The organism is Arthrobacter sp. Ms25 (assembly GCF_059090365.1).
Map to the genome: position 1 here is coordinate 15,063 of NZ_JBNHFP010000005.1, position 19,985 is coordinate 35,047.

General features: G+C 63.9%; 15 protein-coding genes and 1 pseudogene. 5 read left to right on the top strand and 11 right to left on the bottom strand.

The annotated features are described in order from the left end of the window. Window positions 1–178: 178 nt before the first annotated feature. The 5 genes from AC5RT8_RS14600 to AC5RT8_RS14620 form a co-directional block, all read right to left on the bottom strand. Entirely contained in the window at window positions 179–1,099 is a 921-nt protein-coding gene (locus AC5RT8_RS14600) for an oxygenase MpaB family protein (RefSeq protein WP_494096438.1), read from the bottom strand. Window positions 1,100–1,166: 67 nt separating this feature from the next. Next, window positions 1,167–1,388, bottom strand: coding sequence for a hypothetical protein (locus AC5RT8_RS14605; RefSeq protein ID WP_494096439.1), 222 nt, complete (start codon window positions 1,386–1,388; stop codon window positions 1,167–1,169). 28 nt (window positions 1,389–1,416) lie between these two features. Continuing rightward, window positions 1,417–4,728, bottom strand: a complete 3,312-nt coding sequence (locus tag AC5RT8_RS14610) for an ATP-binding protein (protein ID WP_494096440.1) — start codon at window positions 4,726–4,728, stop codon at window positions 1,417–1,419. Further along, window positions 4,725–5,528 (bottom strand): DUF4194 domain-containing protein, encoded by an 804-nt coding sequence (locus tag AC5RT8_RS14615; RefSeq protein ID WP_494096441.1) that lies wholly within the window; start codon window positions 5,526–5,528, stop codon window positions 4,725–4,727. Before AC5RT8_RS14615 ends, AC5RT8_RS14610 begins: the two co-directional genes overlap by 4 nt. After that, window positions 5,525–6,982, bottom strand: a complete 1,458-nt coding sequence (locus AC5RT8_RS14620; RefSeq protein WP_494096442.1) for a DUF3375 domain-containing protein — start codon at window positions 6,980–6,982, stop codon at window positions 5,525–5,527. The genes AC5RT8_RS14615 and AC5RT8_RS14620 overlap by 4 nt, the downstream gene beginning before the upstream one ends. A 376-nt stretch (window positions 6,983–7,358) precedes the next feature. On the opposite strand from AC5RT8_RS14620, the gene AC5RT8_RS14625 reads away from it, so the two are divergent. Together AC5RT8_RS14625 and AC5RT8_RS14630 are read left to right on the top strand one after the other, a co-directional pair. Beyond that, window positions 7,359–9,659 (top strand): AAA family ATPase, encoded by a 2,301-nt coding sequence (locus AC5RT8_RS14625; protein ID WP_494096443.1) that lies wholly within the window; start codon window positions 7,359–7,361, stop codon window positions 9,657–9,659. 283 nt (window positions 9,660–9,942) lie between these two features. Beyond that, window positions 9,943–10,353 (top strand): annotated as a pseudogene (locus tag AC5RT8_RS14630) (thiamine pyrophosphate-binding protein); the annotation flags it as partial. 38 nt (window positions 10,354–10,391) lie between these two features. Here AC5RT8_RS14630 and AC5RT8_RS14635 read toward each other — a convergent pair. Next, on the bottom strand, window positions 10,392–12,257 hold the full coding sequence (locus tag AC5RT8_RS14635; RefSeq protein ID WP_494096444.1) for a KUP/HAK/KT family potassium transporter: 1,866 nt from the start codon (window positions 12,255–12,257) through the stop codon (window positions 10,392–10,394). 201 nt (window positions 12,258–12,458) lie between these two features. Here AC5RT8_RS14635 and poxB point away from each other — a divergent pair, with 201 nt between their 5' ends. After that, window positions 12,459–14,177, top strand: a complete 1,719-nt coding sequence (poxB, locus tag AC5RT8_RS14640) for a ubiquinone-dependent pyruvate dehydrogenase (protein ID WP_494096445.1) — start codon at window positions 12,459–12,461, stop codon at window positions 14,175–14,177. A 510-nt stretch (window positions 14,178–14,687) separates the two neighbouring features. On the opposite strand, the gene AC5RT8_RS14645 is transcribed toward poxB, so the two are convergent. Beyond that, window positions 14,688–15,164 carry an ester cyclase gene (locus AC5RT8_RS14645; RefSeq protein WP_494096446.1) on the bottom strand — a complete coding sequence of 159 codons (477 nt, stop codon included), beginning with the start codon at window positions 15,162–15,164 and terminating at the stop codon, window positions 14,688–14,690. Between the two features lie 121 nt (window positions 15,165–15,285). Continuing rightward, a complete protein-coding gene (locus tag AC5RT8_RS14650; RefSeq protein WP_494096447.1) occupies window positions 15,286–15,759 on the bottom strand; it encodes a MerR family transcriptional regulator in 474 nt (157 codons plus the stop codon). 68 nt (window positions 15,760–15,827) lie between these two features. Here AC5RT8_RS14650 and AC5RT8_RS14655 point away from each other — a divergent pair, with 68 nt between their 5' ends. Together AC5RT8_RS14655 and AC5RT8_RS14660 are read left to right on the top strand one after the other, a co-directional pair. Next, window positions 15,828–16,442: an ArsR/SmtB family transcription factor gene (locus AC5RT8_RS14655; RefSeq protein ID WP_494096448.1), complete on the top strand. Its 615-nt coding sequence runs from the start codon at window positions 15,828–15,830 to the stop codon at window positions 16,440–16,442. Then, complete coding sequence (locus AC5RT8_RS14660; RefSeq protein ID WP_494096449.1) at window positions 16,439–16,657, top strand: hypothetical protein; 219 nt, start codon at window positions 16,439–16,441, stop codon at window positions 16,655–16,657. The genes AC5RT8_RS14655 and AC5RT8_RS14660 overlap by 4 nt, the downstream gene beginning before the upstream one ends. Window positions 16,658–16,669: 12 nt before the next feature. Here the strand turns inward: AC5RT8_RS14660 and AC5RT8_RS14665 are convergent, their stop codons facing one another. The 3 genes from AC5RT8_RS14665 to argE all read right to left on the bottom strand — a co-directional run bounded on the left by AC5RT8_RS14665 (window position 16,670) and on the right by argE (window position 19,785). Then, window positions 16,670–17,122 carry a hypothetical protein gene (locus AC5RT8_RS14665; RefSeq protein WP_494096450.1) on the bottom strand — a complete coding sequence of 151 codons (453 nt, stop codon included), beginning with the start codon at window positions 17,120–17,122 and terminating at the stop codon, window positions 16,670–16,672. A 182-nt stretch (window positions 17,123–17,304) separates the two neighbouring features. Further along, complete coding sequence (locus AC5RT8_RS14670; RefSeq protein WP_494096451.1) at window positions 17,305–18,579, bottom strand: MFS transporter; 1,275 nt, start codon at window positions 18,577–18,579, stop codon at window positions 17,305–17,307. Between the two features lie 33 nt (window positions 18,580–18,612). Further along, window positions 18,613–19,785 carry an acetylornithine deacetylase gene (argE, locus tag AC5RT8_RS14675; protein ID WP_494096452.1) on the bottom strand — a complete coding sequence of 391 codons (1,173 nt, stop codon included), beginning with the start codon at window positions 19,783–19,785 and terminating at the stop codon, window positions 18,613–18,615. Window positions 19,786–19,985 lie beyond the last annotated feature (200 nt).

Sequence of the window (19,985 nt, forward strand, 5' to 3'; positions counted from 1 at the left end):
CTGACATTTCCGGACCCAAAACCGGCCGGAAACGCCCTCCTCCCGAAACCAAAAATACCTGTCTTTTGAACGCGACTACCTGCGCGCCTGAACGAATCGCGCGGCCCACGGTGACACGGCGTCCCTTCCCATGAACCATGTGCCCTGACCAGCGGCAGACTACGTCGGGGGCGCGGACCTACCGCTGGTCCCCGAGCCGTGCAATACGTTCCCGGGCTGCTTTCTCGCTGGGCCCCTGAGACCCCAAACCGAACCGGATGACACCCAAAACAAGTTTCACGGGAAACATCATCGGCAGCGGAACCGGTCCCAGACGCGGCGCCTTCAGTCCGAGCAGTTCCCGGTGCTTCGGCTCCAGGGATGCAACCGCGCCGGCGAAAAGCACCCGATATCCGGGCAGCTGGTTCTTCGGCAGCGGAGGACGGCGCAGAAACCGCAACGCCTCCTGGACATAGTCGCCGTTGCGCAGCTGGGTATCGTAGGAAGCCATCTGCTTGCGCAGCTCGGCCTCGGACCGGGGCGGATCGGGAATCCCCATCAGCTCCCCGGCCACCGCCCACTCCGCCACATAGGCGTCCGGCCCGCCCGGAATCGGCCCGCCGTAGCGCTGGTGCGAGGACAGGAACGCGTCGGTGAACGCCAAATGCACCCAGCGGGCAATCTCCGGATCGTTCGCCGAATAGGGCCGCTCGACGTCGTCGGCGTCCACATAGGTGCCGTGCACGCGTTCGTGCAGGCGCAGCACCCAGTCCGACCCGGACTTCGCCGCCGCCGTGGACCCGTAGGTGACGGTGAAGATCCAGCGGATGGTCCCGGCCAGCCGGCCCAGCGGGTCCTCCTTGTAGTCGGAGAAGTCATGCACTCCCGCCATCGCGCCGGGGTGCAGGGCCTGCAGCAGCAGCGCCCGGACCCCGGCGATGATGGTCGTCATGGAGCCGTGCACCGCCCAGACCGCGGAATCCGGACCGAAGTGGCCGACGTCGTCGCCCTTCGCCAGGTCTCTCTCCCACTGCGGGACCTCGGCGGCGTTGTTGCTGAACGTGCCGATCAGCTGGCGCCGCCAGGACTCGATGAACCGGGGAGGGGAAAGAGCGCTCATCTTCACCAGTGTCCATCCGGCCGGACCGCTTGCCTAGTGCCCCTTGTGAGGACCTCGGGCACGCACGCTACGCGCGCGGGCCGCGGCCCGGTGCCTCGTCCCGTTGGTGCCGCTGGAAGGCCAGCACCGGGGCCGCTGCGAAGAACAGCAGCGCGGCGAGCCACAGAATGCCGGAAACGTTCCCCAACGGCCCCAACGTTCCGAGCAGGATGCAGAGAACGCCGGCGAGCATCACGGCGTTTACCGCGTACTTGTCTTTCATCTCTTTCATCTCTTTCATCTCTTTCATCTCATTGCCTTTCCAGAGCAGGATGTGTCTACCGCAACAGGATGTCCACCGACCGGGAGTTGCCCAGACCGCGCTCGAGCACGCCGGAACGGTTGGTGACGTCGTCGCGCAGGATCTCCGTGACCGAACCGAGGAAGCGGGACAGGTCCACCTTGTCCTCCGGCGCGGCGAGCAGCAGCTGGAAGCCGAACTCGTGCAGCGCATTGATGGACGCCTCGGCAAAGGACAGGGACGACTTAACAAACGCCTCGTCCATCATCACGGTTCCGTACGTGCTGAAGCCCTGCGAAACAATGCCCAGCTGGTACGCCAGTGCGGAGGCCATGATGAACGCTGTGAAGCGCTGGCCCTCACCGCCGGACATCAGCGAGGCCTGCAGGTTGGTGTACGTGTGTCCGTTGGCGAGGCGGTGGGTGCAGGTGATGGTCACGTGCGAGCGGACATCCAGCACCTCGGCCCGCCAGCGCTTCTCCTCCGGGTCCTTCAGCCGGTCCACCAGACCCTCGAGCGCAGCGTACCGGGCGTCCATATCGGCCTTGTCCTGCCGGGAGCCCATCATCGGCAGCGCGTTCTTCAGCTCGGTGCGGAACTTGTACGCGGCGTCGGGAATGGTGGTGGCCACCTCGATCTCCAGGTGGCTGCCGGCATGGTATTCCACCCGGCGGAGCACGGAGTTCAGCGGCAGCAGCCGCGAGGAGATGCTGCGGCGCTCCTCGTCCAGCAGCTGCAGCAGGTCGCTGAACCGCTCGTAGGTGCGGTTGTTGAAGTACTCGCTGAACTCGGCCTCGCGCTGCGGCAGGCCCTCGGTGATGATGCCCTCGAACCGGTCCTCGTACGCGCCGGCAGCCTCCACGGAGGTGCCGAAGTCCGAGCCCCACTTGTCCGAGAACGTCTCGAAGGTCCGCTCCAGCTTCGCGCGGGTTTCCAGCAGGGTCTTCTCCAGCCGGGCCTGCTCGGTGATCAGGGCGCGCTCCACCTCGCCGGCGGCTTCCTTCAGCCGGGCGGCGTCGGTCAGGTCCCCGAACGGGTCAAACAGTTCGGCCAGCGCGGTGCGCAGCCCCTCGGACAGCGCCCCGGGAGCCTTTGCGGAGAGCGCGGTGCGGCGTTCGACGGCGGCGGCCAGCTCGGCGTCGAGCCGCGCCGCTTCGCCCTTGAGCCCGCCGACCTTCTCCGTGGCGGCGGTCAGGTCCAGCTCGGCGGTGTCCAACTCGAAGCGGATCTGCTCCAGATCCGCGTTGGCGTCCCGGGCCGTTTCCAGCCGCTCGGTGGCCTGTTCGACGGCGGCGCGCGCCTCGTCCGCGGAGAGTTCCTCCCAGCTCCGGGTGTCCTCGGCGACGCGGCGGACCGCGGCCAGCCGGCGGACAATTTCATCCTGCTCCGCGGCGTGCTGCTTCGAGACGTTGTCCGCCTCTTCGAACACGGAGCGCAGAGCCAGCAGTTCGTTGCCGAGCGCCGCGACGGTGTCCTTGTTATCGAAGCCCAGCACATTGTCGGAGGCCTTGGTGTGGCGGTCGTCCTTTTCGGTGGTGCTGCGGTTGCGCTTGACCGCACCGCCTCTGCTCACACCCTTGGCGACGTCGGCCAGCCCGGCGGGGTCCTCCACGCAGACGAAGTCGTAGTGCGCGGTGATTTTCCGGTGCACCCAGTCGCCCATGGCCGAGTCGTGGGTGAGCAGCTTGGTGATCAGGTCATCGGGGCCGGGTTCGGTGGGGCCATCCAATGGCACGGAGACGTCGATGCAGCGCACGTAGCCCTGCATGTCGTTTTCGCTCAAGTACCGGGTCACCGCGGCCATGTGCTCGCCGGGCACCAATAGGGCGGTGGCCAGGGAACGCAGCGTGCGTTCGGCGGCCGGACGCCACTGGGCGTGCTCGGCGGGCAGGTCGATCAGCTCCGCGGCGAACGGCATGTCGGATTCGTTGATGCCGGTGGCGGCGCAGATCCGGGTGCGCTGGTCCAGGGATTCCTGTCGGATGCTGGACTTGCGGCGGCGGAAGGAGCCGATCTCGTTTTCCAGCTTGGCGATCTGCCCCTTCAGGGACCAGGCCTCGCCGTGCGCGTTGCTGCTGCGCTCCTTGGCGGCGTCCAGGTCTGCGGTGAGGGACTTCAGCAGGTCGGCGGCGCGGCTGCGGGCGGTGACCAGCCCGGCGGGGGAGAAGTCGACGTCGATCCCGGCCGCGGCGAGCTCGTCCCGGAACGCAGTTTCCACGGTTTCGCGGGAGCGCAGCTGCGCGGCGGCCGCGGCGAGCTCCCGTTCCAGGGTGGCGATGGCTCCGCCGCCCTCCGCGGCGTACCGGGCGCTCAGGGCGTCGCGCTGGTCCTTGAGCGTGGCGCGGCGGGTTTCCGCGGCGGACAGTTCGGCATGGGCGGCCGATGCGGCGGCGTCGAGCTTCTTTGCGGTGCGGGAGGCGCCCTCCAGGGCCAGGCGCTGCCGGTAGGCGGGCAGGCCCTCGGTGGTCAGGGCGCGGTTGTGCGCGAGGGCGTCGGCGGCTTCGCGGTAGCGGGTGTGCAGTTCCGGGACGGAGGCAAGGTGGTCGCGCTGCTGCCGGGCGCGTTCGAGCTGGCGGCGGATGCTGCGCAGGTGGCTGAAGTCCTCCACCGCTTCTTCGGCGGCGGTGAGGGTGCGCGGGGTGTCCAGCACGTGGGTGCGGAAGAAGTCATTGACCGTGCCGCCCAGGCCCTTGCCGGTCTGCAGGATGCGCAGCAGGTTGAACGCCTTGTCATCCTCGACGCCGAGCGCCGAGCGGTAGCGTTCGGCGAACATCCGATGCGAATCGAACACCGCGGCGCCGGGCAGCAGCGCCTCGAGGCTGCCCTTGGTGAAGCGGCCGCGGATGCCGGTCTGCAGGGCCGCCAAGTCCAGGGGCTTGTTGTGCACCAGGTAGAACCGGCCCAGGTTGTGTTCGGTGCCGGTGGCCGGCAGGTCCATCACCACGGAGAGGGAGGTGATCTGCCCCAGCCCGTTGTCGAAGGTCAGGCAGACCGCGGACCAGGTGGCGCCGGGACGCTGGTAGGCGGTGCCCGCGCCGTCGTCGGCCCCCTGCGTGCCGAGCCGGCCGCGCATGTAGGAGAAGGCGGTGCGCTTTTCCTCGGCGTTGGTGCCGTTGTTGTTCTGCGCGGCCTCGTTCATGCGGGGGCGGGCGTCCATGACCAGCAGCATGGCGTCGAAGACGGTGGATTTGCCCACGCCGGAATCGCCGGTGAGCAGGGTGCCGGCGCGGTCCACCTTGATGGTGTGCGCGCCGTCGAAGGTGCCCCAGTTCACGATCTGCACGGAGGAGAGCCGGTTCTGGCCGGGGTTGATCAGGTCTCCCATGGGGAGGGTGGTTTCGATGCTCATGCCGGCTCCTCGCCGTCGTTCGTGGCGGGTTCAGTGTCGGTGTCAGCGTCAGTGTCGGCGGGCCCGACGTCGAGCGTCGGGGCGGCGTCGTCGTCCGCTGTTTCACCGTCCCCGGAGAGGGTCTGCATAAAGGTGACGATGTCGCCGATCTGGCTGTAGGGCAGGGCCAGCGGCAGGGCGGGGGAGATGACCCAGACGTTGTCCAGCTCGGTGGGGATGAGCAGGCGGCGGTCCTGGACGAGCTTACGGATGGCGGCGTCCGCGGTGTCCTCCACGGACTTCGCGTCTCGCTGGCCCGGATCCACGTAGGCCTCGAGCACCTCAAGGATGTCCTGCCGGGCGATGGTGGCCTCGTTCCCAGTGCCGGTGTGCCGGTCCAGGATCAGCCGCAAGCGCAGCAGCAGCAGGGTTTCCTCGCGGGTCATTTCACGCTGGCGCTGCAGGGCGGAGGTGTGCGGCTCGGCCATATCCACCGGGCGCAGCAGGGCGACCTTGCGGTCCTCGTCAATGACCAGGGACAGGAACAGTTCGCTCAGCCGCACGCGCAGCTGCTCCTGGTTGTCCACCACGGTCTCGTACACGTTGTCGCTGGAGGTGGCGTCCAGGTAGGGGCCGCGCAGCAACCGGATCAGGGCCTGGCGCAGCTTCAGCGGCAGGGTACCGGTGTCGCCGGGGAACAGTTCCGGGCCGTCGACCAGCAGGTCACGCTCTGTTTCTGCGGTCTCTTCTGCCTGCTCGGCGTCCAGGTCCGGGTTTTCCGGGACGTTCTCGTCCGGGGCGGCGTGGATGGTCTCGCTCATTTTTGTGGGGCTTTCGCGACGGCGACGGCGGGCAGCAGCGCGGTGCGCTCGCTGCCGTCGATCTGGGTAAAGGTAACGGATTCAAGGGTCGGTGTAGTTTCAGGCCCGGCGGCGGAACCGCCGGCGAGCAGGGCACGGATGCTGTTCAGGTGCCGGTGTTCGGGCGGCAGCTGTTCGAAGACCTGGGCCACCGTGGCAGCCGGGCGTGACGCCGTCGCCCGGGAGACGGCGTCGGCCAGCACCCGCCGGTCCGCGCGCGGGGTGCGGGCCGAGCGGTGGATGTCCGCCTCGGTGAACTGCGGCGGTTCGGGCAGGGTGCGCGGGGCGGCGTGGTCCTCGGGGTTGTAGACCCGGACCATGCTCAGGGACTCGAAGCCCGACCCGTACAGCTGCGGGGCGGGGACGACGGCGGCGCGGCGGCGTCCGCGCGGGGCCTTGTGGATGGCGGCCTCGGCAGCGCGGATGAGCTGGCGCAGCTGGACGGATTCGCGGTACTCGTCGCTCTGCACGTAGGTGTGCATGGATTCGGAGAGCCGGCCGTAGATGCGGTGGATTTCGGTGGCCTGGTCCCGCATGTCGGAGATCAGCCGGTACAGGCTCTGCCGGTCTTCGGGGGTCAGGTTGTCCGCGAAGTCGCGTTCGAGCACCTCGGCGATGGCGGCGCGGAAGCGGGCCTGCTGGTCGGCGTCGTTCAGGAAGGCGGTGAAGCCCTCGTAGGTGCGGCCTTCGGCGGTGCTGCGCAGCTTTTTGTCCGCTTCGAGGATTTCGCCCATGGTCAGGCCCTTGGCGGCGTTGGATTCGACCATTTCCTGGCGCAGGTTATGCAGCATTTTTTCCAGGCCGTCGCGCATGCGTTTGAAGTCGGCCGGCAGGGCGGCGGCCAGGTCCAGGATGTCGCGGGCGGCTTCGACGGCGGTGTCCTCCGGCAGCGGCGGGGGAGCCTCGCCGGTTTCCAGGGCGCGGATCATTTCCTCGCGGCGGGCGACCTCTTCTTTAAGCACGGCGATGCGGGCGGCGGGGTCCGGGTTGGATTCCTGGGCAAGGTTTTCCACCCGGTCCAGCAGGGTGGCCAGGCGGGAGGAGTTCAGCGAGGTCTTGTCGCTGCTGAAGCCGTCCAGGTAGGAGAGGAAGCGGGCGGAGGACTCGGTGAGTTCGTAGACGAACTTCCCATCCGCGCGGGGCCGGGCAAGGAAGCGGCGGGCTACCCAGTCATCGGCGTAGTTCCGGCCGGTCCAGTCCTCGCGCAGCTGCACGCCGTCCATGCGGAGACGGTTGAGGAAGCTGTCCGTCATGGCGTGGAAGTCGTCCAGCGGGACCCGCGGCCGGGTTCGGGTGAAGGCTTCGCGGAAGAGTGCCAGCACCCAGGCGTTGACGTTGGTCAGTTTCCAGCCGGGGGCCGCCTGGAGCCGCTGCAGTTCGGCCCAGCGGGCAACGGCGTTTTCGATGAAGGACATGCTGCGCTTTCCGCCCGTGCGGTGGGGAAAAACGGGCCTCCTCGATTTTAGCCGGGTGGGAGGGTGGGGGGTTACTAGACGGGAGACGAAAGCTGCCTGCGGTTGGAGACAACGCCTGGACGCTCCGGTGGTTTCGGGAGCAGCCTTGAACAACTGACAGCTAGCTTGTTTCAAGTTCCAGTGTTATCTGAAAGGCGTGGGTGCGGTGTGAGTCGCCCTGTCCCTACGAAGCTATGGTGGGGCCAAACGTCATATCCCATAACCCTTTCAGCGCCGCAACGTGTCCCGTCGCGTCTACGACCGAAATCCCAGCAGCCGATCTTCAGCCGCCTATACTCGCTCGTACGACTATATGCAGGGTAAATTGGGGGCATCAATGATTGAATGTATCAAAAGCTTGCGCGGTATCGGTCTCTACCACGATGCCAAGAACATCCAAAACTTTACATTCGAACCGGCAACCCTCATCTATGCGAAGAACGGGCTAGGGAAATCGACCTTAACCTCCATTTTTCGCTCGCTCGCGACGGGGGATTCTGCCATCATCGAAGAACGCAGAACAATCGACGGAACAATAGAGCCCACTGTTGTCGTCGAGTTTAGCGACAAAACAGTGTCGTATCAGAAAAACAAATGGTCTTCGAAACGTCCAGAAATCAAGATCTTCGATTCGGCGTTCGTTAACGATAATGTTTATTCTGGAAATGACATCACGTCAGAGCACAGAAAGAATCTACTCGACTTCGCCGTAGGAAATCAGGCGGTTGCTGCAAGGGTCCGTGAGGACAAAGCAATTACGGACCGCAAGACTGCCACTGCTCAAATAAACGCTGTCACTAAAACTCTAACCACCCATGCTCACCCGAAGAGTGTTCCGGTATTCCGAGCACTTCCCAAACATCCTGATAGTAAACAGCAGATTGTTGCTCTTGAACGTAGGCGTGACAATGCTGAACGCACAGCAAGTCTGATGGCTAATGCTCTTCCGGCAAAGTTTGTTCTGCCTGTATTCACCCTAGACAATATTTTCGAAGTCCTGAATCGCACACTAGACGATATTCACGCTGAAGCGGAATCACGTGTTGCTGAGCACTCCCATCGCTTGGGGGGTGAGGATCCACAGAGTTGGCTTAGTCAGGGCCAAAATTATGGTGATGAAGAGACCTGTCCTTACTGTGGTCAATCAACGATTGGCGTTGACCTCATAAAGATGTATCAGAGCCACTTCAATGAGGCATATGTTCGATTGAGAAATGATGTATCCGATGCCAACCGCTTAGTAGAAACAGCGTTATCAGGCTCGCTTTTGGAGTCTTTGGAACAACACCGGGAGATTGTAAACGGACGCCTCTCATTCTGGGCTGGTTATGTCGACGGTGTTCAACACCTAGATGCCAGAATGGACGAGCTGGCAGCTTCAACACTCGCGAATCTCAGAGAACTGTTGCGCGAACTTTTGGCGAAGAAAAGCATCGCTCCAACCGAAAAAATCGGTACTATTGATAGCCGCTCCGAGGCTGATGAACTATGGGAGCAATTTCAGGGCATATATAGTGACCAAAACTTAATTGTCGGTGCCTACGAGTTGCTAATTGAAAGCTTTAAGACCGATTTGCAGGGTGAGGATGTCGGACGTTTACACACTCGCATAGCGGATCTGGAGTTGTCACAGTCTCGCCATTCAGCACCAGTGATCGCCCTCTTCGAAGAACTAGCGAGTGCAGAAAGTGCACTAGCCAGGGCTGAGAGCGAAAAGAACGCAGCACGAGCTGAACTCACCAAAGTTATGAAAGCGACCCTAGATCAATATCGCACTAAAATCAATGAGAACCTCAAGCGCTTGGGGGCTAAGTTTGCGATCGATCAAATAAGTACCAATTATCTAGGCGGTACCGCCCGAACAGATTATGGGCTTGTGCTTCGCGGCAAGAATGTACCGCTCACCGGCGGTCAACCATCCTTCGCAACGGCATTGAGCGACGGTGACAAGCGGACTCTGGCCTTCGCATTCTTTGCTGCTTCAATTCAGTCTGATAGTAACCTTGGGCAAAAAGTTGTTGTTATCGATGACCCAGTCAGTAGCCTGGATAGTGGACGTAGGACATCGACCGGCCAGATGATTCAGGAAATTTCCAAGAGTTGTAGCCAAATCGTCTTGCTCGCGCACGACGAGTACTTCCTTGAATCGGTTGAGGAAATGCTGAAGCCGCCGAAAAATAGCACTGACCCATCTCCGAAGGCGATACAGATCAAGTCAGTCGAGCGCCTCTATTCTGACTTCGATTCTGTTGATTTTTCGGAACTATGCGAGACAGGCTACTACCGTAATTACCGAACCGTTAGTGCTTTCGTGGCTGGTAAAAACAACGATCACGAAAGGGCCGCGGAGGCGTTGAGGCCATTGCTTGAAGGGTTCTTGCACCGTAAGTACCCAGGTATTCTACCGGTTGCTTCGACATTAGGTGTCGCCTTGAACGCAATTGCTACAGCCGCGGCTGGAAGCCCAGTTAGCGCCATGGGTGTCCACGTTCCTGCCCTGCAACGTATCAACGAATATGCGTCTTCCTTCCATCATGATACTGATGGTGCGCATAATCGTATGAAGGCAGACCCGTCCGAGGTTCGTTCCTTCGGCCAAGAAATTCTTGATTTTTTGCACGCGGTGCACCCGGTCTAATTCTAATTAGTAACGTTGTAACTAGGCGGGGGTCTCTAGCTTTATTGGTTGGGCCAATAATTTTATGCATAAGAGACCCTCGCTCGTATGTCATCCATACCTAAGAAAAGCAGGACCTTGCTGGACTCGGAGTCTTCCTCATCGACGTCCTTGAGGGGCAGGCCTCGCTTAGGAGCTGCGCCGTCGTCGGAGTCACCCACGCGCCCGCCCGCACCCCTGTCCCCACCCGACGCCGACGCCTAGACTGGCCTCGCCGTCTGAATGCGCCGAACAGAGGAGCAGCATGCCCACAATCGCCGAGACCGTCGTCCACAACCTCGCCGCCAATGGGATCCAGCGGATCTGGGGAGTTCCCGGCGACTCCCTGAATGCGGTGACCGAGGCGATCCGCCGGGAGAAGGGCATCGAGTGGATGCTCACCCGGCATGAGGAGGAGGCCGCATTCGCTGCTGCGGGGGAGGCGGCGCTGACGGGCGAGCTCGCGGTGTGCGCAGGCAGCTGCGGGCCGGGCAACATGCACCTGATCAATGGGCTCAACGACGCGCACCGCAGCCGGGTGCCCGTGCTCGCCATCGCCTCGCACGTCCCGAGCGACGAGATCGGCAGCCAGTACTTCCAGGAGACCCGCCCCACCGAACTGTTCCGCGACTGCACGGTCTTCTGCGAGATGGTCCTCAGGGCCGACAACATTCCGATCGTCCAGTCTGCAGGGCAGGAACTGGCAGGGACGCATCAAAGCGAAACCTCCCGCCCGATGATCACCGTCTGGCTGGGTGGCAGCTGTGCATGCGCAGACCAGGGCTGCTGCCTGCGCCGGAGAGCGACATAGAGTCGCTGCTGCCAATAGGGCAGCGCAGATTCGCGGCTCGGCACGGCGGCTTCGGTGGAGAGCACGAAGGTGGCCTCCGCCACCTGAGACGCAGTGAAGGTGCTGCCGGGCCGGTCCGCGGCTGAAAGAAGCGCATCGAAAACCCGCAGCGGCTCCCGGTAACCGAACTCCACGTCGACAGCCGTTACCCCGTCCGTGAGCCTATGGATCTCCGTGGTGCGACCGTACGGCGTGCCGGCGATCCGGACTGACATCAGGATCACGCGGTCGGAGAGAATTCTGTAGCGGTCGAGCATGGTGGTGAGGGAGGCAGGCACGGAGCCGGGATGTGCCGTGAGGTATACGGACGTCCCGGGAACCCGCGGCGCGGCGTCGAGCCGGTCCAGAATGTCGGCGATCTCCGGTTCAGCTTGCCGCCGGGCCGCGGTAACCTCGCTGTCCGCGCGCCGCCAGGTGATCATGACCGCTACCAGGGCCGCAGCCACGCCCAGCGGTATCCACCCTCCGCTCGAAACCTTGACCAGGTTGGCGATGAACAGCCCCGGCATGAGGATGAGCATCGCCGCCACGGTCAGCCCCGGCACGCTGAGGAGCCGGCCGCGCAGGTGCAGCAACAGCAGGAGCAGGGTGATGGTCATGCTCATGGTGAGGGTGACGGCGATCCCGTAGGCCGATGCGAGTTTCTCTGAGCTCCGGAAGGTGATCACCAGGGTCGTGACGGCCACCGCCAGGAGCAGGTTCACCCCCGGGAGGTAAATCTGGCCGCGCTCAGAAGCCGAGGTGTGGATGACCCTGAACCGCGGCAGCAGATCCAGCTGCGAAGCCTGCTGGACCATGCTGAAGGCTCCCGAGATCACGGCCTGGGACGCGATAACCGTAGCCGCGGTGGCGAGGACCACCGCGGGAATGGCAGCCCAGCCAGGGACGGTGGCGAAAAATGCGCCGCTTGCGTCGGCGGGATTCCGCAGAACCGACGCCGCCTGGCCGAGGTACGTAATGATCAGGCTCGGGAACACGACGGCGAGCCAGGCCAGGGTAATGGAGCGTCGTCCGAAGTGTCCCATATCCGCGAACAGTGCTTCGGAGCCCGTGACCGCGAGCACCACCCCGCCGAGGGTGAGGAACGCGGCCCGCGGGTCGGCAATCACCAGCAGCACGATCCAGTGCGGAGAAAGTGAGAGGATCACGCCGGGTGTCTGCGCCAGGGAGATGAGCCCGAAGACGGCGGCAGCCACGAACCAGAGCAGCATCACCGGTCCGAAGATGCCGCCGATGCGGGCCGTGCCGAAGCGTTGCGCGAGGAAGAGGCCGAAAAGCACGGCGACAGTTATCGGGACGACGAGGGCGGTGAGTCCCGGTGCCACCGTCTCGAGCCCCTCGACCGCCGACAAAACCGAGATGGCCGGCGTGATCAGGCTGTCACCGAGGAACATTGCTGCGCCGATGACCGCAAGGACCGTGGCGGCTGACCCCAGACGGACCGACGGCCTTGCCCGCCGCAGGAGCGCGAGCAACGCCAGCAATCCGCCTTCCCCCTCGTTATCGAAGCGCAGCAGGATACCCACATACAGCACGGTGACGACGAGCGTGATCGACCAGATCACCATCGACGTCGTACCGTAGACAACCACCCTGTCCACCTCATCGTGGGCGAGTCCGAATGACGTGCTCAGCGCGTAGAGCGGGCTCGTGCCGATGTCGCCGAAAACGACGCCGAGCGCGGCGAGAGAAGCCAGTGGTGCGGCGGTTTTCCCTGCCCTTGCCACCATTGGGCTCCTAGGCATTGTCTTCGGGGCGGTCGGATTTGACCGTAGCATCGCCGTCGGGCGCAGTGAACGCATGGGTTGCCAAAGCCAGCCGGGAACGCGGAATGCGCGGCTGCAGGCCGCCGGTTTCCCCACCTCTGGCCCAGCCCGATCCCCGGTGCATAGACTGATGGAGCCGTCTGAACGCCCCAACAGAGGAGCAGCATGCCCACGATCGCTGAGACCGTCGTCCACAATCTCGCCGCGAACGGGATCCAGCGGATCTGGGGTGTTCCCGGCGACTCCCTGAACGCGGTGACCGAGGCGATCCGCCGGGAGAAGGGCATCGAGTGGATGCTGACCCGGCACGAGGAGGAGGCTGCCTTCGCCGCGGCCGGCGAGGCGGCGTTGACGGGCGAGCTCGCAGTGTGTGCGGGCAGCTGCGGCCCCGGCAACATGCACCTCATCAACGGGCTCTACGACGCGCACCGGAGCCGGGTCCCCGTACTCGCGATCGCATCGCACATCCCGAGCGGCGAGATCGGCAGCCAGTACTTCCAGGAGACCCGACCCACCGAGCTGTTCCGCGACTGCACGGTCTTCTGCGAAATGGTCCTGAGCGCTGACCAGATGCCGCGGCTGCTGGAAATCGCCATGCGCACGGCCATCGAGAAGCGGGGTGTCGCCGTGCTGGTGATGGCAGGCGACACCGCGCTGGAAGACGCCAAGGACGAGCGCGTCTTCACGGTCCGCCGCACGGACCCGGTCACCGTGCCCTCCCCGGCGGAGCTGCAGGAAGCGGCCGCCACGCTGAACTCCTGCGAGAAGGTCACCATCCTGGCGGGCGCCGGCGTCGAGGGGGCACGCGAGGAGGTCCTCGCCCTCGCCGACGCACTGGGTGCGCCGATTGTGCATGCCCTGCGCGGCAAGGAATTCATCGAACACGACAACCCGTTCGACGTCGGCATGACCGGGCTCCTGGGCTTCGCGTCCGGCTACCGGGCGATGGAGAACTGCGACGCGCTGCTGATGCTCGGCACTGACTTCCCGTACCAGCAGTTCTATCCGAAGCACGCGAAGATCCTGCAGGTCGACATCCGCGGCGAGCAGCTCGGACGCCGCGTGCCGCTCACCCAGGGCCTGGTCGGCGGGGTGCGCGAAACGGCCGAGGCGCTGCTGCCGCTGCTCGAGCGCAAGTCCAACCGCACCCACCTGGAGAAGTCGCTGGACCACTACCGCCGCACCCGGCGGCAGCTCGACGACCTGGAGAAGCAGGGCCCGGGCGCCATCCATCCGCAGCATCTGGCCCACCTGATCGACGAACTCGCCGACGACGACGCGGTCTTCCTGCCCGACGTCGGCACCCCGGTCATCTGGGCCTGCCGGCACCTGCACATCGGCGCACGACGGCGGCTGATCGGCTCCTTCTGGCACGGCACCATGGCCGCGGCCACCCCGCTCGGCCTCGGCGTGCAGGCGGTGGACCGGAAGCGGCAGGTTGTGGTCCTCGCCGGCGACGGCGGCCTGGCCATGATGCTCGGCGAGCTGCTGACCGCGGTGCAGCATCGTCTGCCGATCAAGATCGTGGTGTTCGACAACGCCGCGCTCAGTTTCGTGGAGGTGGAGATGAAGGCGGCGGGCATCGTCAACTTCGGCACCGGGCTGCAGAACCCGGACTTCGGCAAGGTGGCGCAGGCGGTGGGCATGCACGGTGAGAGTGTGACCCGCCCGGAGGACCTCGAGGGCGCCCTGCGCCGGGCGTTCGCGTACGACGGCCCCGCGCTTGTCTCCGTCGCGGTGGAGCGGCAGGAACTTTCCATCCCGCCGAAGATCGACGCCAAGCAGGCCACCGGCTTTGCGGTCTACGCGCTGCGTACGGTGATTGCCGGCAACGGCCGTGAGCTCATCGACCTGGCCAAGGCGAACGCGCGGCAGCTGCTCTGACGTGAACGCTTCGGGCAGGGTCTCATTGCGGGCACGTAACGAGCGTAAGAATCCCAGCCGCCGTCTGCAGCTACTGGGCTAGCAGGAGCCGGTCAGAAGGAGCTGATGCACACGACGATCAGCACGGTGCGGCCGGTCACATGGTCAGAGTTCGCGCCGTAGTCCGCCTGCATCTAGCGTGGCAGGAGAATGCATGAGACCCGTGGCGCTGTCGCGTTATCAATGAAGGGCCGGGTGCACCTTGAGCGCACCCCGGCCCTTCGTCGGTAGGTCTAGTGGAGAAGCATCACCAGCTCACCGTCGCTAGGAGGAGGGGCTGCTCCTATGAGAGTGCAAACCAAGGAAGCCGCGAGCTAAGCCAGGCCGGTGCGCGGGTCAGTATCAGAGCGCAGCCGCACGCGGCCGGATTTCAGGGGCCCCGGGGGAGGGCTTCGTCGGCTGGTATCCGGCCGCGTGAGGGGTGGCACTTGCGGACTGGCCCCTCCAGCGATGCAGCGCAAGGGCACCAACTTAGACGCTGTGCGTATCCACCGCGGTGAGTTCGACGCCGAGCTGGCGCATCATCTCGAGGTTGTCGTACTGTGCCCATTCCTCGGCGAGCTTGCCGTCCTCGTCGTAGCGGAACATGTTAATCAGCGTTAATGTGAACTTCCCGCCATGCGGCTGGATAGTGCCGAACGGCGTCGGTTCGTACGGGCCGACGAAAGTACCGCCCATTTCGGTGCGGCATCCGACGAGGGAACCTGACGATACGATCTCGTAGCGCTCGCAGTAGAATCCGCTGAATGCCGCACGCATCCGCGCGAAGTTGGCCTCAAGTCCTGCGAAGTCGAGTTCGGCACCAGGACCATGGAACGTGAAGTCCTCGCTGAAGTACTCCCGCAGGAGGGCCGGGTTTTCCTGAGCGATGGCATCGCGGCCGACCCGCACCAGTGCGCGGGAGCGATCGTCATAACGGGTGTCATTGGGGTCGATAAAGACAGACATATTCTTCCTTACGGTCACTTGTCGATGGCTTCTCTCGAGCAACGCTTGGGCCGCTCGATGGCCAGTGCCGTAACCCTAAAAGCTGGAGTCGACTTCAGGTCAAACACAACCGCCAGGCATCTCAGGAACCAGGAGTCTGTTGATGCGTCGAGGTCTCGTTCTTAGCAGCGAAGTAGGCGTCGTCGGCGTCGTCATTAACGAATAATCCATTTGCCGTTCCCAACGACACAGCCTCGGTATACGCCGCCACCTTCGTGGAGATGAGATCGAGAGCGTCTTGTAAGACGGCCATTTGCTCCTGCACCCGTACTTCGTGGCGCCGTAACAACTCCAGGCGCTCGTCCTCATTGCCGGATCCCGCTCGAACCATCGCGGCGTATCGGGCAATCTCCGGCAGCGGCATTCCCGAGGCACGCAGCCGCTGACAGATGCCAATCCAGCCCAGGTCGGCGGCCGAGAAAACCCGACGGCCGCCAGCATCCCGCTGGGGAGGCGGAAACAGGCCCTCGCGTTCATAGAACCGGAGGGTGTCGACGCTCAGGCCGGTGCGTGCGCTGACTTCCCCGATGGAAAGAAGATCGTGAGTCGAAGGCATGGGATTAGGATACCGGCGTATGCAAAGAACCGTTTGCAAATAAACCTTTGCACTGTCATGATGAGGGCATGAGCCAGCAGCCCGATCCCCAGCCAGCCCGCGACGGCGACCGCGTCCTCGACGGTTCCGTGCTCAAGGCCCTCGCCCACCCGCTTCGGGTGCAGTTGCTCGACATCCTTGCCCAGTACGGGCCGCAGACAGCCAGCAGCATGGGCAAACGGGTGGGGGAATCGAGCGGAGCCACAAGCTACCACTTGCGGCAACTGGCCCGGCACGGCCTGGTCCGCGAAGTCGCGGATCGGGGATCCGCGCGTGAGCGGTGGTGGGAACGTCCGCGCGGCTCCCTGATCCTCAGTACCACCACAGCGGAACAAGACCCTGCCCTCCGGGAGGCGTCCCGGCAGGTCAACCGGCACTTCGTCCAGGGACGCGCCGAGGCATTGGCCGCATTTACGGCAAGTGACCCGTCCGAACTGCCGGAGGAGTGGGCCGACGCCGCCATGCTCAGCACGCTCAACGCCTACTTCACGCCGGACCACCTCAAGGCACTCAACCGGGATATGGAAGCGATCCTGCGCGAGAAACTCGAGACCTACCGGAGTGAACCCGGAGCAGCCGGGGCCCGCCCGGTCCAGCTGCACTTCAACGCCTTTCCCCTTACCGATTTCCAGGAGCAGCCATGAGTTCTGCCAGCATCGGGTGCTACCCGCCCGCCACCCTCACCGTGCATGCGGGGTTCACCTCCCGTGCCCTGATCCGCCTCGGCACGGCCTTCATTGCAGCCGGTTCCCGGCTGGCCCGCCCCGAGGGCCCGGAAGCGGTGCTCTTCAGGGAACACCTTGAACGCCGCACGGACGCCAGCGCCGTCGCGCACAGCGGGCTTCACCTGCTGCTGTAGATGAGTGCGTCCTCAGATGGCCGGGAGGAGACCTGAAGACGCACCCGCCAACGCCGATGCAGTTCGAATCCTGCAGGCGGACTGGGCCTGCAGGGCCAGCGCAACGCTGGCGGACATCGGAGTGGTGGGGCGGCCCAGAAGTGGGCCCAGGTCGCTGGTGACGTACTCCAACGTCCCCTTCGAGATTGCCTCATCAGCATCAACTACCAGTTCGACGATGTGTTCGGGCAATCCTGCCTGCTGCAGAACCTTGCGGTAGTCCTCAGCCGGACGGTCGGTATAGGTCACGGGCTTGCCCGATTGTGCCGCGGCCTCGGCCGCAAGGTCGGACAGTGTCGTAATGCCCGGGTGCGAGATGGCGAACGCCATGGCCAGGTGCGGCATGCTGATGTCGATGTCCTGGGCCAGGACCACGAGCTCCTCCACGGCGTCGATGCGGCGTTCGTTGGTGAGCCAGGACAGCACCTACTACCAGCGTCTGGTCGGGGTGTTCCTGGCGGGGCTGTTCCCTGACCGCGGTGAGGACGGCGGCAGCGCGCAGCAGCAGCACGAGGGGTGAGGGAGCCTGCGTCGTAAAGGCCCCACTCCGCTGCCCAATGACAGAGAGTGGGGCCTTCGTGGAACTGGAGCCTGCTGGCGCCGAGTCCTTACGGCTGCTTGTAACGCGTCCGCGCGAAGAACAGGCCAACCAGGGAAATCACGGCAATGGCCATGTAGTACAGGCCCGGTGCGCTCAGCGACCCGGTGACCTCCAGCAGCCAGGTCAGCACCAGCGGCGCAATACCGCCCAGCAGCGTCACGCCCACGTTGTAGGTGATGGCCAGTCCGGTTCCTCGGATTGCTGCCGGGAACATCGAGGAGAGCAGGGCCGGAAGCGGTCCGAAGTAGAACGCCATAATGACGCCAAGCAGGCCGATGACGAGCACAAGGGTCGGAACCGTCGGGTTGGTGACCATGAGCTGGAACAGCGGCCAGGCAAGGAGCAGCGCAGCGAGTGCCGCGTAGGTCATGACTTTGGCGGGTCCCACACGGTCCGCCAGATGACCAACAAACGGCACGCCCACGAGGGCAACCAGACCGGCAACCACGCCGCCGAGGAATGCCGCGGTTGCCGGGATTTCCAAGTTCGTCACGGCAAACGTCGGCATGTAGAGGATCATGTAAACGGAAATTGTGGCAACACCAACGGAAGCCGACGCGGCAAGAAGACGCCCGTAGTGGTTCACGATGAGTGTCTTGACCGGAGAGGATGCCTTCTCACTTTGGATGAACTCCTCGGTTTCAGAGAGCCTGGCACGGATGTAGAGTCCTACCGGGCCAATGAGCAGGCCGACGAAAAACGGCACACGCCAGCCCCAGCTGTTCAATGCCTCTTCGGAGAGTCCCTCAGTCAGCGCGAAGCCAAAGCCTGAGGCCAGCACCATCGCGGCGCCCTGGCTTGCCACCTGCCAAGAGGCATAGAACGCTTTCTTATGGGGTGCCGTCTCAATCAGGAATGCAGTTGCCGTGCCGAATTCGCCGCCCGCGGAGAATCCCTGGATGAGGCGCGAGAGCAGGATGATGACCCCGCCCCACATGCCCACCATTGCGTAGGTAGGTGCCAGCGCCATGATCAACGTTCCGACCATCATCAGCAGCAGGGTCAGCGACAGGGCACTCTTGCGTCCCTTGCGGTCCGCGTAACTACCCAGCACCATGCCGCCCAGCGGGCGGATGACGTAGGAAATTGCAAAAGTGGCAAAGGTGAGGATCAGGGCGAACGTCGGGTCTGAATCCGGGTAGAAGTTCTTCGCAATGACGGTTGCGAAGGTTGCGTAGACGATGATGTCGAACCATTCGAGGGCGGCACCAATCGAACTGCTAATCACCGCCTTCTTGGCGTCTTGGAATTGCTTCGGGGTTATCGTCGCTGGTGCGCTCATAAGGTGCTCCTGGGGGGAGTGAGTGGTGGCAGGCTAGGCGGTGAGGGCTTTCACGAGGTTGTCGATGAATGATTCGCACTCGGCGATCTGTTCCAGGGCGATAAATTCATCAGGCGCGTGCGCCTGGGCAATGTCGCCGGGGCCGCAGACAACCGTGGGAATGCCCGCGTTGAAGAACAACCCCGCCTCGGTGCCGTAGGTTGCCTTATCCGGGCTCGGCGTGCCACCGAGTTCGGCCGCCAAGGAGACTATCGAGGCCTCGGCGGGGGTATCGAGCCCGGGGGTCTGGGCCAGAACTGTGAATTTGACGCGCGCTTCGGGGTTTTGGGCCTTCATGAGCGCTTCAATGCGCAATGCTTCGGCACGGAAGCTTTCGATGAGCGCTACCGGGTCATCGGCACCGACGGAGCGGAATTCAAAGTGAAGTGTGCACAGCGCCGGAATGGTGTTTACCGCTATACCGCCCTGGATCTGGTTCACCGTGGTGGTGGTGTACGGCACGATGTAGGCTTCATCGGCGGCGCCGGTGCTGGCGAATTCCCTGGCCTTGGCATCAACAAATGCCGCAAAGTCGGCGGCCGCGGAAATTGCGTTGACGCCCAGAGTGGTCAGTGAGGAATGTGCCGCAATCCCGTGAAAATCCACCTTGATGACGTTGACCGATTTGTGCCCTCGCACCACACGCATGGAGGTGGGCTCCCCAACGATGGCGCCGCGCGGCTTCAGGCCGTCGGCGGTGATAGCCGCTACCAGGTCAACCGCTCCGATGCAGCCGACCTCCTCGTCGTAGGAGAAAGCCAGGTGGATGGGTTCACTGAGTTCGGCGTCGACCATTGAGTCGAGTTTGGCCATCACCACGCCGATAAACGATTTCATGTCGCAGGCGCCGCGGGCGTAAAGCTTGCCGTCGCGGATCTCAGGGGTGAACGGATCGGAGCTCCAGTCCTGTCCGTCAACCGGAACAACATCGGTGTGCCCGGAGAGCACAATGCCGCCGGTCCGCGTGCCGTCGCCTGCGGGAATGGTTGCCAGCAGATTTGCCTTCTGCCCGGTCGCATCGTGGATGAGCTTGGATTCGATGCCCAGAGCACTGAGGCGTTCACCCACGTAGCCGAGCAGCGGGAGATTGCTGTCCCGGCTGACCGTATCGAAATTAATCAGTTTGGTAATTTCTTCAAGCGTTTTATCGCTCGGTGTAGGTGACATATTTACTCCTGGTATTCATCGAGACAGCCGCCAAGGCATCCGCATTTCGGCGAACGGCTAGCCGCGAGTCTGTCACTAGGGGCCTTTCGTGTCACACTGTTGCGGCCCCGTGACGTCATACCGTGCCTCAAGGTGGCTGAAGTTCGTTTCCGCGGTTAAAACCGTTTCCGCGGTTAAAACACAGCACAATCAGTTCCAGG

What these genes read in the sequence shown, in the direction of transcription:
- AC5RT8_RS14615 (WP_494096441.1), bottom strand. Translation starts at nt 5,528, where the DNA reads ATGAGCGAGACCATCCACGCCGCCCCGGACGAGAACGTCCCGGAAAAC.
- AC5RT8_RS14650 (WP_494096447.1), bottom strand. Translation starts at nt 15,759, where the DNA reads ATGCCTTCGACTCACGATCTTCTTTCCATCGGGGAAGTCAGCGCACGC.
- AC5RT8_RS14660 (WP_494096449.1), top strand. Translation starts at nt 16,439, where the DNA reads ATGAGTTCTGCCAGCATCGGGTGCTACCCGCCCGCCACCCTCACCGTG.
- AC5RT8_RS14625 (WP_494096443.1), top strand. Translation starts at nt 7,359, where the DNA reads ATGATTGAATGTATCAAAAGCTTGCGCGGTATCGGTCTCTACCACGAT.
- AC5RT8_RS14605 (WP_494096439.1), bottom strand. Translation starts at nt 1,388, where the DNA reads ATGAAAGAGATGAAAGAGATGAAAGAGATGAAAGACAAGTACGCGGTA.
- AC5RT8_RS14670 (WP_494096451.1), bottom strand. Translation starts at nt 18,579, where the DNA reads ATGAGCGCACCAGCGACGATAACCCCGAAGCAATTCCAAGACGCCAAG.
- poxB (WP_494096445.1), top strand. Translation starts at nt 12,459, where the DNA reads ATGCCCACGATCGCTGAGACCGTCGTCCACAATCTCGCCGCGAACGGG.
- AC5RT8_RS14610 (WP_494096440.1), bottom strand. Translation starts at nt 4,728, where the DNA reads ATGAGCATCGAAACCACCCTCCCCATGGGAGACCTGATCAACCCCGGC.
- AC5RT8_RS14645 (WP_494096446.1), bottom strand. Translation starts at nt 15,164, where the DNA reads ATGTCTGTCTTTATCGACCCCAATGACACCCGTTATGACGATCGCTCC.
- argE (WP_494096452.1), bottom strand. Translation starts at nt 19,785, where the DNA reads ATGTCACCTACACCGAGCGATAAAACGCTTGAAGAAATTACCAAACTG.
- AC5RT8_RS14635 (WP_494096444.1), bottom strand. Translation starts at nt 12,257, where the DNA reads ATGGTGGCAAGGGCAGGGAAAACCGCCGCACCACTGGCTTCTCTCGCC.
- AC5RT8_RS14600 (WP_494096438.1), bottom strand. Translation starts at nt 1,099, where the DNA reads ATGAGCGCTCTTTCCCCTCCCCGGTTCATCGAGTCCTGGCGGCGCCAG.
- AC5RT8_RS14655 (WP_494096448.1), top strand. Translation starts at nt 15,828, where the DNA reads ATGAGCCAGCAGCCCGATCCCCAGCCAGCCCGCGACGGCGACCGCGTC.
- AC5RT8_RS14620 (WP_494096442.1), bottom strand. Translation starts at nt 6,982, where the DNA reads ATGTCCTTCATCGAAAACGCCGTTGCCCGCTGGGCCGAACTGCAGCGG.